We start from the raw sequence: 13874 nt of genomic DNA on the forward strand, positions 1-13874 counted from the left end.
GTCGCCTGCCTTCAGCCCAATGCGAACTCGGGCCTGGGCGTGCCCACCCGCGGCAGGCGCATCATCTGCCGCGCCTCGGCGGGCGTGGCCACTTCCATGTCGAGCTCGCGGATCACGCGCACGATGCGCTCGGTGAGCTGCACGTTGGTGGCCAGCTCGCCCTGGCGGAAGTAGAGGTTGTCCTCCAGGCCCACGCGCGCATGGCCGCCCAGCAGCAGCGCCGCCACGTTGGCCTCCAGCTGCGAAGGGCCGATGCCGCTCACGCAGAAGATGCTGCCCTTGGGCAGCGTGTCGACCATCATCTGCAGGAAGCGCGGCGAATACGGCATCGCATTCTGGAAGTTGCGGTGCACGTTCATCACCAGGTTGATGAAGTAGGGCTCGTCGTCGTGGCCCTCGCCGATCAGCGTGGTCGTGTCCTGCAGGATGTGCGTGGGGCTGAACACTTCCCACTCGGGCTTGATGCCGCGCGCCTTCATGCCCGCGGCCAGTTCGCGCCCGCGCGTGATGGGCGTGTCCATCAGGATCTGCTTGCCCTCGAAGCTCAGGTTGAGCGTGGTCGCGTCGAGCGTGCACATCTCGGCGCCGGCGTCCATGCCCTTGATGCGCTCCTCCCACGCGATCTCCCAGCGGTCGCCGGCCAGCGGCCTGACCATGTCGCCGTGCACGCCGCCGCCGGTGGAGTTGTTGATGACGATGTCGCAGCCGCCCGCGCGGATGCGGCTGTTGATGTCGCGGTACACCTCGGCGTCGCAGGTGGCGCCGTCGTCGGGCCGGCGCGCGTGGATGGCGACCACGCTGGCGCCGGCGTTCCAGCAGCGCAGCACGTCGGCCGCGATCTCGGCGGGCTGGGTGGGGAGGTGGGGGTTCTGCGACTTGTGCGCCATGCCGCCGGTGGGGGCGATGGTCACGATCACTTTGCGCTTCGACATGCTCGGGGGCTCCTGGTGTCTTTCATTGGGGCCGCGCTATTATTTTTGGGTGCGCAGGCACACTCAGTCATCGCGACGACATTCGGGCTCAGGGTTTACGCACCCCGCGCCTTCAGGAGCTTTCATTTCATGCCCACGACGAAGCCGGCCCCCAGGGCGGCATCGCTGACGATCCCGCAACTGCTGCAAGGCTCGGCCTGGTTCCCCCTGCTCGACGTGAGCGCGGGCGAGCGCGTGCTCGACGAGATGCGCGAGGTCGAGGTGGCGGCGGGCGCTGCCCTGTGCCGGCGCGGCGACACGCCGCTGCACTGGTACGGCACGCTCGAGGGCTTGCTCAAGTGGTCGATCACGTCGAGCGACGGCCGCTCCGTGACCTTCGGCGGGCTCTCGGTGGGCAGCTGGTTCGGCGAGGGCACGCTGCTGCGCGCGCTGCCGCGCTCGGCCGACATCATCGCGCTGCGGCCCAGCCGCGTGGCGGCGCTGCCGCTGGAAACCTTCGAGTGGCTGCACCGCACGCAGCGCGGCTTCGATCACTTCCTGCTGCAGCAGATCAACGAGCGGCTGCACTGGTTCATGGGCAACTACGCGGCGCATCGCCTGCTCGACGCCGACAGCCAGGTCGCCCGCGCGCTGGCGGGGCTGTTCCACCCGTGGCTGCACCCGGGAAGCGAGCCGTACCTGCAGACCTCGCAGGAAGAGATCGCGAACCTCTCGGGTGTCTCGCGCCAGCGCTGCAATGCGGCGCTGAACCGGCTGAAGGAGGCGGGCTTCCTTCGTATCGAGTACGGCGGCATCACCGTGATCGATCTCGAAGGGCTGCGGCGGTTCATCAGCGAGTGAGCGGATTCGCTCCCTCTCCCCTCGGGGAGAGGGGACAACGCCAAGTCAGCGCGTATGGTGCGACGCCGCCCGCTCGTACACCGGCGTGTGGATCCCTTCCATGCGCGCCTTCAGCTGTAGCGCCAGGAACTGCGAATAGTGCCGCGACTGGTGCAGGTTGCCGCCGTGGATCCAGAGGTTGTCTACCTGCGTCGGCTTCCACATGTTGCGCAGCTCGCCTTCCCACGGGCCCGGGTCCTTGGGCGTGTCGGAGCCCAGGCCCCAGCACTTGCCGACCTTGTCGGCGATCTCGGGCGAGATCAGGTCGGCGAGCCAGCCGTTCATCGAGCCGTAGCCGGTGGCGTACACCAGCAGGTCGGCGGGCAGCTCGGTGCCGTCGGTCAGCGTCACCGAGCGCTCGTTCACCCGCTCGATGTTCACGCCGCTCTTCAGGTGGATGCTGCCGTTGGCCACCAGCTCCGAGGCGCCCACGTCGATGTAGTAGCCCGAGCCGCGCCGCAGGTACTTCATGAAGAGGCCCGAGCCGTCGGCGCCGAAGTCGAGCATGAAGCCCGCCTTTTCGAGCCGTGCGTACAGGTCGGCATCGCGCTTCTTCATCTCCTCGTACACCGGGATGTGGAAGGTGTGCATGATCTTGTAGGGCACCGACGCGAAGATCAGGTCGGCCTTGTGGTGGTCGATGCCGTTCTTCACCGCCTGTTCCGAATAGAGCCCGCCCAGCGCCAGCTCCATGAGCGACTGCGAGGGCGCGATGTGCGTCGACGAGCGCTGGACCATCGTCACATCGGCGCCGTGCTCCCACAGGGCGGCGCAGATGTCGTGCGCCGAGTTGTTGGAGCCCAGCACCACGCACTTCTTGCCGGCATAGGCCTCGGGCCCGGGGTGCTGGCTGGAGTGATGCTGCTCGCCCTTGAAGTTCTCCGCGCCCGCGATCTTCGGCACGTTGGGGTAGCCCGACACGCCCAGCGCGAACACCAGCTGCCTCGGCCGCAGCACCACCGGCTTGCCTTCGCGCTCCACCGTCACCTCCCAGCGCTGCGTGGCTTCGTCGAAGCGCGCCTTCTTCGCGATGGTGGAGCTCCAGTAGTTGAGCTCCATGATCTTGGTGTACATCTCCAGCCAGTCGCCGATCTTGTCCTTGGGCGCGAACACCGGCCAGTCGTCGGGGAAGGGCATGTAGGGCAGGTGGTCGTACCAGACCGGGTCGTGCAGGCACAGCGACTTGTAGCGCCTGCGCCAGGAGTCGCCGGCCTTCGCATTGCGCTCCACGATGATCGTCGGCACGCCCAGCCGACGCAGCCGCGCGCCCAGCGCAATGCCGCCCTGGCCGCCGCCGATGATCACCACCTCCGGCTGCTCTGTGTAGCCCAGCGTGGCCTCCTCCTCGCGGCGCTTCTCGAGCCAGGTCTGGCGGCCCTTGTGCACGCCGTGCTCCGCGCCCTTGATGCGGTTCTCGCCCGTCTTCTCCTCGAAGCCTTTCAGCTCGGTCATGGTGGTGAGCAGCGTCCAGGCCTTGCCGTTGCGCAGCCGCAGATGGCCGCGCCCGCGCGCCACGCGCGTCTCGAAGGTGAACCATGCATCGACCACGCCATCGGCCTCGGTCGCCTCGCCTTCCACCGCGAAGGCCGTGGGCTGCACGTCGGCCAGCCGCGCCTGCAGCATCGCGCGGATGGCATCGGGGCCTTCCTGCGTGCGGATGTTCCAGGTGAAGGCGACAAGGTCGCGCCAGAAGCCGTCGGCCTCGAACAGAGAGGCGGCCGCGTCGATGTCGTTGCGCGCGAGCGCGGCGGCGAAGTCGGCGAGCCATTGAGCCGCGGCCCGGGTGGGGGCGGTGGTGGGGTCTGTCATTGCGTGTCTCCGTTGCGTCGTTGATGGATGCGCGGCGCCTTGGGGGCGGCGCGGCATGCGTTGCGCAGCTTTCGTGCCGCGCGTCGGCTCACGGGGAATCAACGGCTTGGGCAGGTTTTTGTCTCACTGCATGTATCCCGTCTCGATCGCAGTGCGACTGTGCTGCGACTCGTCGAGACGAGTGATTCAGGCGAAGAAGACTTTGGAACTAATTTTGAGAGGGGTGATGCGAACCTCACCGAACAAATGTGGTGTTGATCCGACTTTCAATAGGCCTTTTATCTTCGTAAACAAAGGTTGTCGCTACATTCGAAGGGCCCCGGCGTCGCCGGAGTGCATCGATCAATACAAATCCAGAGGGACAGAGAGATGAGGAGAAGCATTGGCACCGCGTTCACCGCGGCCATGGTGGTTGGTCTTGCCGGTTGCGGCGGTGGTGGGGGAGGAGGAGGGGGGCGGCTTCCCGCTGCTGCCGATCGCGGTTGCGCCGGCTCCAGCGCCGGCACCGCAAACGCCGGCTGCGCCAGAGTTGAAGCTCACCGTCGAGATCGGCGGCAGCGCGGCCAGCCCGGACGGTTCGGGCAACTACGTCGTCGTGCCAGGCCAGTTGGTGGTGGTCAAGGCGAGCGATAGCGCGGCATGGCTCGGCAGTTCTCAAAGCACCGGCACGACCCGTACCGATGTCGATACCACCGCAACGCAATGGGTTTCACGCTTTGCTAATTCGAGCAAGTCGGCGACCGGCAGCTACAAGCTCGTGGCCAATGCGTCGGAGAATCGCTCGAAGGAACTGAACTTCACCGTCAAGACGGGCACGTACGGCAACGGTGAATACATGGTCTTCGCGGGCAACGGCTCGCGTCAGAAACTCAGCCTCGATCTCGACAATGCAACCTATAGCCTGACTGACGCAGCGGGCGACACGACGTCGGGAACGATGACGCCGCTCACGACGCCGGCCGACGCCAACTGGCAGATTCAGAGCAGTCGAATGACCGTCACCAATGCGTCCTCGCTATGGATCTCGGGTGACAGCATCGTTGGCGGCTTTCCTTTCGCAAAACCGTTCTCTGCGCCAGTGTCATATGCCGAATCCGCCTTTTTCGCCACTCGGGCGCTGGTCCTGACACAAAGCAAATTGGACGGCACCTACGACCGAGCTCGCATCGAAGTCTCGGCCTCCGGCGGCGAATCGGCCATCGCACAGATCCAGATTTCGGGCGGCGGAACTGTGATGAAGCAGTGCGTCGACCAGATCATTTATCGGATCGAGCTTTGCCCCACAGCCAAGCTGGTCACCAGCAAGGTCGAAGCAGACACGGAGGCGGGCATGTGGCGGCTGAAAGACCCGACTGACGGAACATTGCTTGGAAAATTTGCAATCGCCAATGTCGAAGGCGACAAGATCTACCTCAGCGCGGGCACATCGCCTGCCAATGGCAATCAGGTTCTTGCCATCGGCGTGCCCGCGGCTGCCGACTTCAACGCTTTCAGCAGCCTGGCATGGTCCACGAACGGTACGTTGGATATGGTGATCGTTTCCCCGGCGGGCTATCAGCTTGCCAATCCGATCTCCACTCTCACACTGAGCAGCCTTGGTTCTTCGTCTCCACCTGGCATGCGAGCAGCAGAGTCCGGCGCGGATCTCTACTTCGCCATGCGCTCGAAGCGACTCGAGTTGCTGATCGGCGGGCGCAGTCCTTCGCCAAAGGCTGGCTTCTTGCATATGGGTTTCGTCTATAGAGAAAACTGATCGGTCGATTGAAGACCCGTACGCTGTCGCGGGCGTAGCGGGCTTCTCGCCTCGCTGTTGCACCGGATGTGAGGCGTTGCGCCAAGCTTCGTACCGCTGCGGATCGAGACTTCCGTCCGCTATCCGCGGCGCGGCGCCACGATGCCCAGCCGCTTCATGTGCCGGTAGGCAGTCGCGCGGCTCATGCCGAGTTCATCGGCCGCGCGAGCGACATGCCAGCGATGGCGCTTCAGCGTGTCGATCATCCGGTCGGCCTCGGCGGCGGGATCTTCGCCGGGCTCTTCGATGCGCTCCTTGTTACAGGCTGCGATTTCCGCGAGCGGCTGCAATTGCAGATCCTGCGCGCCCACGCTTGCCCCGCTGCACAGCGCCAGCGCGAGCCTCAGCACATTGCGCAGCTCTCGCAGATTCCCTGGCCAGTCGTGCGCCAGCAGCCTCTGCATCGCCTCTTCCGACAAGCGTGCCGGCGAAGACATCGCCGCGGCCTCCTCGTTGAACATGCCCTCGATCAGGTAGCGCATGTCGCCGCGCTCGCGCAGCGGCGGCAGCTTCAGCACCGCGCCGCACAGTCGGTAGTAGAGGTCCTCGCGAAAGCGCCCCGAGGCCACCAGCCCGGGCAAGTGCCGGTGCGTGGCCGCCACCACCGCGATGTCCACGCGCTGCGGCGACTCTGCGCCCAGCGGCAGCACCTCGCCTTCGGAGAGCACGCGCAGCAGCCGCGTCTGCAGCGCCATCGGCATGTCGCCGATCTCGTCGAGGAACAGCGTGCCGCGGTCGGCCTGCGCGATCAGGCCTTTCATGCCCTTGGCGCGGCCGCCGGTGAAGCTGCCGGGCGTGTAGCCGAACAGCTCGCTCTCGATCAGCGAATCGGGAATGGCCGCGCAGTTCACCGCCACGAAGGGCATCGCCGCGCGGCTGCTCGCGCCGTGCAGCGCGCGGGCCAGTACCTCTTTGCCGCTGCCGGTCTCGCCCTCGACCAGCACGTGGATGCCGCGGTCCACCAGCCGGCGTGCCTGCGCGAGCAGCTTCTGCATCTGCGGATCGTCGCCCGCGATACGTTCCAGCGGCGGCAGTCGATCGCCCGGGCGTGCCGATGGCGATGCCGGCGCGGCGGCCGCAGCAGCCGTTCCCGTCGTCATCGCAGGCCTGCGCACGCGCGGCGCCAGTAGCGACGCGTGGTACTCGCCGCCGCCCGGCAACAGCACTGTGTGCGCGAAGGGCATCGCCGACGCGCCGCCGTTGCCGATGCGCCAGATCGCATCCATCGGCATGTGCAGCCATTCGGATATCGCGCCGCCCAGCGCACGCCCTGCAAAGGCCTGCCGCGCGCCGCCGTTTGCGCCCACCACCGTGCCGCCCTCGTCGAAGGCCAGCATCACTTCGCCCGCCACGTCGACGAGGCCGAAGGCACTGCCCAGCCGCAGGATCCAGTGGCCGCGGAAGCTGCGCAGGAAGTCGGCGTCCTCGATCATCCGCGCGTAGATGGCCACCAGGTGCCGCACGAGATGCTGGCTCTCCCTGGCCTCGGGCGAGCGCAGCGCCGAAACATCGAGGATGGCCGTGAGCTTGTCGCTGTGGTCGAACAGCGGCGCGGTGGTGCAGGTCAGCGCGATGTGCGTGGCGTCGAAGTGCTCGGTCTGGTGGCAGGTCATCGGCTGGCGCTCGACCAGGCAGGTGCCCACGCCGCAGGTGCCCGCGTGCGCCTCGTTCCAGTCCGCGCCCAGGTAGAGGCCGGCCTTGCGCAGCTGGTCGTCCCACGCGGGGTTGCCGATGTAGTCGACGGTGATGCCTTCGGCGTCGGTCAGCAGCACCATGTAGCCCAGGTCGGCCACGCGGCGGTAGATGTCTTCCATGCCCGCGCGCGCGGCGCGCAGGAAATGTTCGAGCTGCTGCTGGTGCGCGCGCACCTCCTGCGCCGGCAGGATGCGCGCCGGCGTCGGCTTCGACGGATCGAGCCCATGGTCGCGCACGCACCGCGCCCACGACTTGTGGACCAGGCTCTGCGCCGGATCGGCCACCAGCGCGGTGCCGGTGGCGATGGAGTAGACGTTGTCGATGTGACGCGATTGCAGGGACGTCATGCGCAGCCTCGCGAATGGGTGGGCACGGCCACGCGGGGCCGTGGAGCCGACCATCATTCGGCTGTCGCACTGTCGCAGCACAGAGGTGAAACCCGGTGAAGTCCGAAGACCACCTTCGTGCTTTGCAACAGAGTGTGCCGCCGGTTCCCTCAGCGGCAGGCGAAGCTCTCGGCCTTGCTCACGTCGCCGCCGAGGTACGCGATCTTCTTCGGATAGGTGCACAGCGGCCGCGCGAGCGACTTGCCGGCGTTCTGCATCACCATGCCGTCGGGCGCGATGCCTTTCTCGACCCAGTCGATCAGCGCCGTGAACAGCTGGTTCTGCGCCGGCAGCGGTGGGTCGGCCGCGGGGCTGGTGCCGGCCAGGCCGTTGACGGAGCCCACGCCCGCGCAGTGGCCCATCGCGGGAATCTCCACGTAGCGGTAGAACTTCTGCAGTGCATCGATGCCGCCCATCGCCTTGGCCGCGCGCTCGTAGTAGTTGGACGTGCCCGAGTTGGGGATGAGCTGGTCGGCCAGCCCGTGGTAGGTCAGCAGCTTGGCACCGCGGTCGCGGAAACGTGCGAGGTCGGGGTTGTCGGCGTTGATGTTCGCGAACGCGGACTGCAGTGCCTTGCCGCGGTCGCTCGCGTTGGCGAGCTGCGCGTAAGACAGGTCCTTCCACTTGTCCGCGCCGTTGCCCGTGGCGTTGATGAAGTCCGGCGTGGCGATCGTCGGGTCCTGCAGGTTCAGAGCCACCTGGTGCGCGGCGATGTGGAAGGGCATGGGCACGCCGGCCACCGAGTCGGCGAGCGAGAAGCCCGGCGCGCCGGGGCTGTTGAGCGCGGTGCCGCGCGTGAGGCCGTACCAGAGCTGGTTCGACGCCAGCGTGGCGCCGTAGCCGTTGTCGCCCGCGGGCGCCGGCGCGCTGCCGTCGCGCGTCTGACCGTACCAGATCTTGTTGACGGCCTGCGCCTGCGCGGTGCTCAGGCAGGCGGCGGTGGCGTTGGTGCCGCCGCTGGCGGTGCAAAGCACAGTCTTGTCCTGCGCGGGGTCGTACTTGCAGGCGGCAGGGTCGCTGATGAAGCCGTCGTGCTGGCCCGTGAGCGCGCTGTCGCAGGCGCTCACCGCCGACGAGGACACCAGCGCCAGTTGGTCCGGCGTGAGCGGGGTGCCGCCGAGGTCGCGCTGAATCACCACCTGCGGATAGAGCTCGGCGGTGATGAAGCTGGTCCAATTGATCGCGCTGTTGCCGGCCAGGATGCCGTCGAAGTCGTCGGGGTTCACCTGCGCCTGCATGTGGCCCTGGCGGCCGCCGGTGGAGCAGCCGTCCCAGTAGGCGTATTTCGCGTCGCGCTGGTAGAAGCCGGCGGCGAGTGCCTTGGCCTTGACTGCCATCTGGTGGATGCCGCGGCTCGCGAAGTCGGTCCACAGCGTGGTGTTGACGGTGCCGTCGGGGTTCATCGCGAACGAGCCGTCGACCGAAGGCAGCGGGGCCTTCGAAGCGTGCCCCGCGTCGGTCACCGCGCTCACCGAGCCTTCGCCCGCCGCGATCGCGGCGGCATTGGCGCCGCCGATCTGCGTCTTCGCGCTGATGCCTGCGTCGCCGACGAAGCCGCCGCCGCCGAGCACTCGCACGCGGTTGTTCCACGAGGCCTGCGAAGGCAGCCACACCTCGATGCCGATGCCCGGCGAGGTCGATGGCGCATCGGCCGGGCCCGCATGGCCCGGCCCCACGTTGAGCTTGACCATGCACACGTCGCTGGCTGCCACCGTGCCCGAGGCTTTGCCGTCGAGGTTCAGGTCGTCGCCTTTCCTGAACTGCTTCACCACCGTCACGGTGGTGTCGGCATCAGGCTTGAACGCGGTCTTCAGGCTTTCGTCGCAGGCCAGCGCCACCGGCGCGGCGGCGGGTGGCGCCGGCGAGGGAACCAAAGGCAGAACGGCGGGGCCGGGCGAACTGCTGCCGCCGCATGCGGTGAGCGCGGCCGCGGTGACAAGGCTCAGACAGAGGGCGGTCGCCGCGCGGGGGGCTGGCGTGGGTGTTGGCATCTTCTCGTCTCCTGTTATGTAGAGACATGAATTTGCCCGCGCCCCCCGCCGCGGTATATCAACATGCGATCAACGCTTGCAGGATTCCTTCACCCTCCACCGGGACTTACCCGCGCCGCGCGCGCGCCGGCGTGGTGCCCACCAGCTGGCGGAACACCTGCGTGAAATGCGCCTGGCTCGAGAAGCCCACGGCCTGCGCGATCTCTGCGAGCGACTGGTTGCCGCGCAGCAGCGACAGCGCATGGCGCACGCGCTGCTCCATTACGTAGCGGTACGGCGTCGCGCCGGTGCTGGCGCGGAACAGCCGCGTGAAATGCACCGCGCTCAGGTGCAGCTCGGCCGCGAGTTCGTCGATGCCGAAGTCCTCGGACAGATGCTGCATGACCCAGTCGTACACCTTGCGAAGATCGTTCTGCGAGAGCCGTCCGCGCGGACGCCGGGTGTTGCCGATGGCGCCGTAGCGGTTCTGCAGGTAGCTCGCGAGCGCCATCGACAGGCCCTGCGCGTGGAGGCGGCCCGAGCTGCAGCCGCGCTCCACCTCGTCGCGCATGGCGAGGACCAGTGCCGACAGCGTCGCATCGGTGGTCGACAGGTGCGTCTGCAGGTGCAGCTCGCCGTCGCCCTCGGGCATGAGGCTGCGCAGCGCCTCGGGGCGGATCTCCAGCACGATGGTCTCGGTGAGTTCGCCAGTCCAGGTCGCGCGCTCGACCTCGTAGCCTTGTTCGAAGATGAAGATTCCGCCGGCGTTCGACTCGAAGGGATGCAGGCGCCGCCCCCGCGTCATCGCGCCTTTCACATGGCCGCGCACGCACAGGCCGATCAGCGGATGCGGGTTGTAGCAGGCGGGGTTCTCGCCGTCGCCCGACATCGCGCGCACCTCGAGCGCGAAGCCCTGCCACGCAGTGGCCTGCGCGTTCATCAGCATCCTGCCGTCGAAGGGCAGGGGCTTGCCCGATGTGTCGAGGAGGCTGATCTCGCGCGTCATCGCGTGGCCTACACGCCCAGCAGCTCCTCCAGCGCATGCGGCTCGGCCAGCAGCTCCGCCGAGGCGCCGTGCCGCACGATCTGCCCTTTTTCCATCACCACCGAGAGATCGGTGTTCGCGAGCACCTTGCGGTAGTCGCGGTCGACGATCAGCGTGGCGATGCCTGTCGCGCGGATCTCGCCGATCACGCGCCAGATCTCGGCCACGATCAGCGGTGCGAGGCCTTCGGTGGCCTCGTCGAGGATCAAGAGGCGCGGGTTGGTCATGAGCGCGCGGCCGATGGAGAGCATCTGCTGCTCGCCGCCCGACAGTTGCTGGCCGCCGTGCGAGAGGCGCTCGGACAGGCGGGGGAAGGTGGCCATCACGCGGTCGAAGGTCCATTCGCGGCGGCCGTCGATGCCCGCTCGCTCGCTCATCACGAGGTTCTCGCGCACCGAGAGGTTGGGGAAGATGCCGCGCCCTTCGGGCACGTAGCCGATGCCAAGGCGCGCCATCTTCTCGGGCGGCAGGCCGGTGACGGTGCGGCCGTCGACCTGCACTTCGCCCGACGCGGGGCGCACGTAGCCCATCATGGTGCGGATCAGCGTGGTCTTGCCCATGCCGTTGCGCCCGAGCAGGCCGACGGAGGTGGCCGCCGGAATGCCGGCATGCACGCCGCGCAGGATGTGGCTGTTGCCGTAGTAGGTGTTGAGGTCGCGCACGAGCAGCATGTCAGTGGTCTCCCGCCGGGCCGCCCCAAGGGAGGCCAGCGCCCCCTTGGGGGGCAGCGAATACACGAAGTGATGAGCGTGGGGGCATCAGTGGTCCTCTCCGAGATAGGCCGTGCGCACTTCGGGGTTCTCGCGGATCTCGGCCGGGTTGCCGCTCGCGATGACCGCGCCGTTCACCATCACGGTGATGCGGTCGGCGATGCGGAAGACCGCGTCCATGTCGTGCTCCACCAGCAGGATCGCGTGCGTGGCCTTCAGCCGCGCGAGCAGCGTGAGCATGCGGTCGGTCTCCTCGGCGCCCATGCCGGCGAGGGGCTCGTCCAGCAGCAGCACGCGCGGGTTGGTGGCCAGGCACATCGCCACCTTCGAGCTGGCGCTGCGCGCCGTGGCTCATGGTGCCGGCGATGCGCTGCGCCTCGTGCGCGAGGCCGGCGGCTTCGAGTGCCGCGTCGGCCGATGCGCTGCTGGTGGCGCAGCCGCGCGAGGACTGCCAGATCGCCCAGGGCTTCGGCCTCGCGGCCTGCGCGGCGAGGCGGCAGTTCTCGTGCACGCTGAACTCCGGGAAGATGGTCGTGCGCTGGTAGCTGCGGCCCACGCCGTCGCGCGCGCGCTTCCATTGCGCTCGGCCGGTGATGTCCACGCCGTCGAGCGCGATGCGGCCTTCGCTCGCCTCGATCTCGCCCGAGAGCATGTTGATGAGCGTCGACTTGCCGGCGCCGTTGGTGCCGATCACGGCGTGCACCTCGCCCACGTGCAGGTCGAGCGTGACGGCGTTGACCGCGGTGAGGCCGCCGAAGCGGCGGGTGAGTTTTTCGACGGAAAGGAGAGCGGCCGTCATGCAACCCCCTTTGGAGAGAGGCGCTGCACAAGGCCGATCAGCCCCTTCGGCAGCAGCGCCACGAACACGATGATCGTGAGCCCCAGCGTCAGCTGCCAGTGATCGGCCAGCGGGCCCATCACCGCGTGCGTGGAGAAGATCTCCTTGAGCAGCGTGAACGCGATGGCGCCGATCACCGCACCGCGCAGGTGGCCGAGGCCGCCGAGGATCACCATCAGCAGCACCTCGCCCGAGTTGTGCCAGGCCATCAGCTCCGGGTTGACCACGCCGTCGCGCGAGGCAAGCAGGAAGCCCGCGAGCCCGGCCAGCGCGCCGGCCAGCACGAAGGCTGCGAGCTTGTAGCCATACACCGCGAACCCCGCCGCGCGCATGCGCTGCTCGTTCACGCGAATGCCCGCCAGCGCCGCGCCGAAGCGCGAGCGCCGGATGAGCGCCAGCAGCGCGTAGGTGAACACCAGCGACGCCAGCACCACGTAGAACAGCACCGTGCGGTTCTCCATGTCGAGCGCGCCGATGGCGGGCCGCACGTACATGTAGATGCCGTCGCTGCCGCCGCCGACCTTGGTGTCGTGGAACACGAAGAAGGCCATCTGCGCGAAGGCCAGCGTCACCATGATGAAGTACACGCCGCGCGTGCGCAGGCTTAAAGCGCCGACGAAGAGCGCATAGAGCGCCGCCGCGCCCATGGACAGCGGCAGCAGCAGCGCGAAGTTGCCGCCCTCGTTGCCCGAGGCCAGCACGGTGACGTATGCGCCGATGCCGTAGAACGCCGCGTGGCCCAGGCTCACGAGGCCGGTCATGCCCACCAGCAGTTCCAGGCTCAGCGCGAAGATCGAGAGGATCATCACCTTCACGATGAAGTCCGATGCGTAGTTGCCCATGAACGGGCCGGCGACGCCGATGGCGACCGCGCAGGCCACGGGCAGCAGGAATGCGCCGCGCTTCATGGCTGTCATGGCCGCCTCCCCATCAGCCCCTCGGGCTTCCAGATCAGCACGATGGCCATCAGCAGGTAGATGCCGATGCCGGCAAGGTCGGCGAAGAACACCTTGCCGAAGGTGTCGACGAAGCCCACCAGCAGCGAGGCCACCAGCGCGCCGGTGATCGAGCCGATGCCGCCGATCACCACCAGCACGAAGCAGATGATGAGCACGCTCGCACCCATGTTCGGATACACCGAAGACATCGGCGCGGCGATCATGCCGGCCAGCGCCGCGAGCGCCACGCCGGCGGCGAACACGATGCGGTAGAGCCGCTTCACGTCGATCCCCAGGCCGCGCACCATGTCGCGGTTGCTCGCGCCGGCGCGGATCATCATGCCCAGCCGCGTGCGGTTGACCACCCAGTACAGGCCCACGGCCAGCACGATGCAGGCGGCCGATGCGAAGAGCCGATACCACGGGTAGCTCATCACGCTGCCCAGCGCGAAGCTGCCGTCGAGCCACGCGGGCACCTTCACGCCGTGTACGTCGTTGCCCACGAGGATGGAGCGCAGCTCCTCGAACACCAGGATCAGGCCGTAGGTCATCAGCACCTGCTGCAGGTGGTCGCGCTGGTAGAGATAGCTGAAGAAGGCCCATTCGAGCAGGTAGCCGAATACGGCCGCCAGCACCACGCCGGCCACCAGCATCAGCAGGAACTGGTCGCCGAACAGCGGCGCGAGCGAGAACGCCATGTACGCGCCGATCATGTAGAAGCTCCCGTGGGCAAGGTTGATGACGCCCATGATCCCGAAGATCAGCGTCAGCCCCGAGGCCACGAGGAAGAGAAGGAGTCCGTACTGAACCGAGTTCAGGCACTGGACCAAAAAGGTTCCGAAATCCACGAGGAGGTTCTCTCAGGGCGGGATCGTTGAGG

The 13874-nt window shown here is 67.6% G+C and carries 10 protein-coding genes and 1 pseudogene; 2 read left to right on the forward strand and 9 right to left on the reverse strand.

The window, feature by feature from the left end:
- Nucleotides 1-11: 11 nt before the first annotated feature.
- Complete coding sequence (locus ACHMXA_RS03925; protein WP_395318628.1) at nucleotides 12-932, reverse strand: 3-keto-5-aminohexanoate cleavage protein; 921 nt, start codon at nucleotides 930-932, stop codon at nucleotides 12-14.
- 129 nt (nucleotides 933-1061) lie between these two features.
- On the opposite strand from ACHMXA_RS03925, the gene ACHMXA_RS03930 reads away from it, so the two are divergent.
- Nucleotides 1062-1772 carry a Crp/Fnr family transcriptional regulator gene (locus ACHMXA_RS03930; protein WP_395318630.1) on the forward strand — a complete coding sequence of 237 codons (711 nt, stop codon included), beginning with the start codon at nucleotides 1062-1064 and terminating at the stop codon, nucleotides 1770-1772.
- 45 nt (nucleotides 1773-1817) lie between these two features.
- Here the strand turns inward: ACHMXA_RS03930 and ACHMXA_RS03935 are convergent, their stop codons facing one another.
- Nucleotides 1818-3620: an NAD(P)-binding domain-containing protein gene (locus ACHMXA_RS03935; protein ID WP_395318632.1), complete on the reverse strand. Its 1803-nt coding sequence runs from the start codon at nucleotides 3618-3620 to the stop codon at nucleotides 1818-1820.
- Between the two features lie 418 nt (nucleotides 3621-4038).
- Here ACHMXA_RS03935 and ACHMXA_RS03940 point away from each other — a divergent pair, with 418 nt between their 5' ends.
- Nucleotides 4039-5373, forward strand: coding sequence for a hypothetical protein (locus ACHMXA_RS03940; RefSeq protein ID WP_395318634.1), 1335 nt, complete (start codon nucleotides 4039-4041; stop codon nucleotides 5371-5373).
- 119 nt (nucleotides 5374-5492) lie between these two features.
- Here ACHMXA_RS03940 and ACHMXA_RS03945 read toward each other — a convergent pair whose 3' ends face one another.
- The 7 genes and pseudogenes from ACHMXA_RS03945 to ACHMXA_RS03975 form a co-directional block, all read right to left on the reverse strand.
- Nucleotides 5493-7454: a sigma-54-dependent Fis family transcriptional regulator gene (locus ACHMXA_RS03945; protein ID WP_395318636.1), complete on the reverse strand. Its 1962-nt coding sequence runs from the start codon at nucleotides 7452-7454 to the stop codon at nucleotides 5493-5495.
- 149 nt (nucleotides 7455-7603) lie between these two features.
- Nucleotides 7604-9484, reverse strand: coding sequence for a tannase/feruloyl esterase family alpha/beta hydrolase (locus tag ACHMXA_RS03950; protein WP_395318638.1), 1881 nt, complete (start codon nucleotides 9482-9484; stop codon nucleotides 7604-7606).
- Nucleotides 9485-9590: 106 nt separating this feature from the next.
- Complete coding sequence (locus ACHMXA_RS03955) at nucleotides 9591-10469, reverse strand: helix-turn-helix domain-containing protein (protein ID WP_395318640.1); 879 nt, start codon at nucleotides 10467-10469, stop codon at nucleotides 9591-9593.
- Nucleotides 10470-10477: 8 nt separating this feature from the next.
- Entirely contained in the window at nucleotides 10478-11179 is a 702-nt protein-coding gene (locus tag ACHMXA_RS03960; protein ID WP_395318642.1) for an ABC transporter ATP-binding protein, read from the reverse strand.
- Between the two features lie 87 nt (nucleotides 11180-11266).
- A pseudogene (locus tag ACHMXA_RS03965) lies at nucleotides 11267-12017 on the reverse strand (ABC transporter ATP-binding protein).
- Entirely contained in the window at nucleotides 12014-12973 is a 960-nt protein-coding gene (locus ACHMXA_RS03970) for a branched-chain amino acid ABC transporter permease (RefSeq protein ID WP_395318644.1), read from the reverse strand. The pseudogene ACHMXA_RS03965 and the gene ACHMXA_RS03970 overlap by 4 nt, the downstream one beginning before the upstream one ends.
- Entirely contained in the window at nucleotides 12970-13842 is an 873-nt protein-coding gene (locus ACHMXA_RS03975) for a branched-chain amino acid ABC transporter permease (protein WP_019653558.1), read from the reverse strand. The genes ACHMXA_RS03970 and ACHMXA_RS03975 overlap by 4 nt, the downstream gene beginning before the upstream one ends.
- Nucleotides 13843-13874: the final 32 nt, after the last annotated feature.

Origin of the sequence: Variovorax sp. UC74_104 (assembly GCF_044055375.1) — a bacterium.
GTDB lineage: Bacteria > Pseudomonadota > Gammaproteobacteria > Burkholderiales > Burkholderiaceae_C > Variovorax.

Coding starts and splice junctions, on each gene's coding strand:
- ACHMXA_RS03930 (WP_395318630.1), top strand. CDS start 1,062: ATGCCCACGACGAAGCCGGCCCCCAGGGCGGCATCGCTGACGATCCCG.
- ACHMXA_RS03945 (WP_395318636.1), bottom strand. CDS start 7,454: ATGACGTCCCTGCAATCGCGTCACATCGACAACGTCTACTCCATCGCC.
- ACHMXA_RS03950 (WP_395318638.1), bottom strand. CDS start 9,484: ATGCCAACACCCACGCCAGCCCCCCGCGCGGCGACCGCCCTCTGTCTG.
- ACHMXA_RS03970 (WP_395318644.1), bottom strand. CDS start 12,973: ATGACAGCCATGAAGCGCGGCGCATTCCTGCTGCCCGTGGCCTGCGCG.
- ACHMXA_RS03955 (WP_395318640.1), bottom strand. CDS start 10,469: ATGACGCGCGAGATCAGCCTCCTCGACACATCGGGCAAGCCCCTGCCC.
- ACHMXA_RS03935 (WP_395318632.1), bottom strand. CDS start 3,620: ATGACAGACCCCACCACCGCCCCCACCCGGGCCGCGGCTCAATGGCTC.
- ACHMXA_RS03960 (WP_395318642.1), bottom strand. CDS start 11,179: ATGCTGCTCGTGCGCGACCTCAACACCTACTACGGCAACAGCCACATC.
- ACHMXA_RS03925 (WP_395318628.1), bottom strand. CDS start 932: ATGTCGAAGCGCAAAGTGATCGTGACCATCGCCCCCACCGGCGGCATG.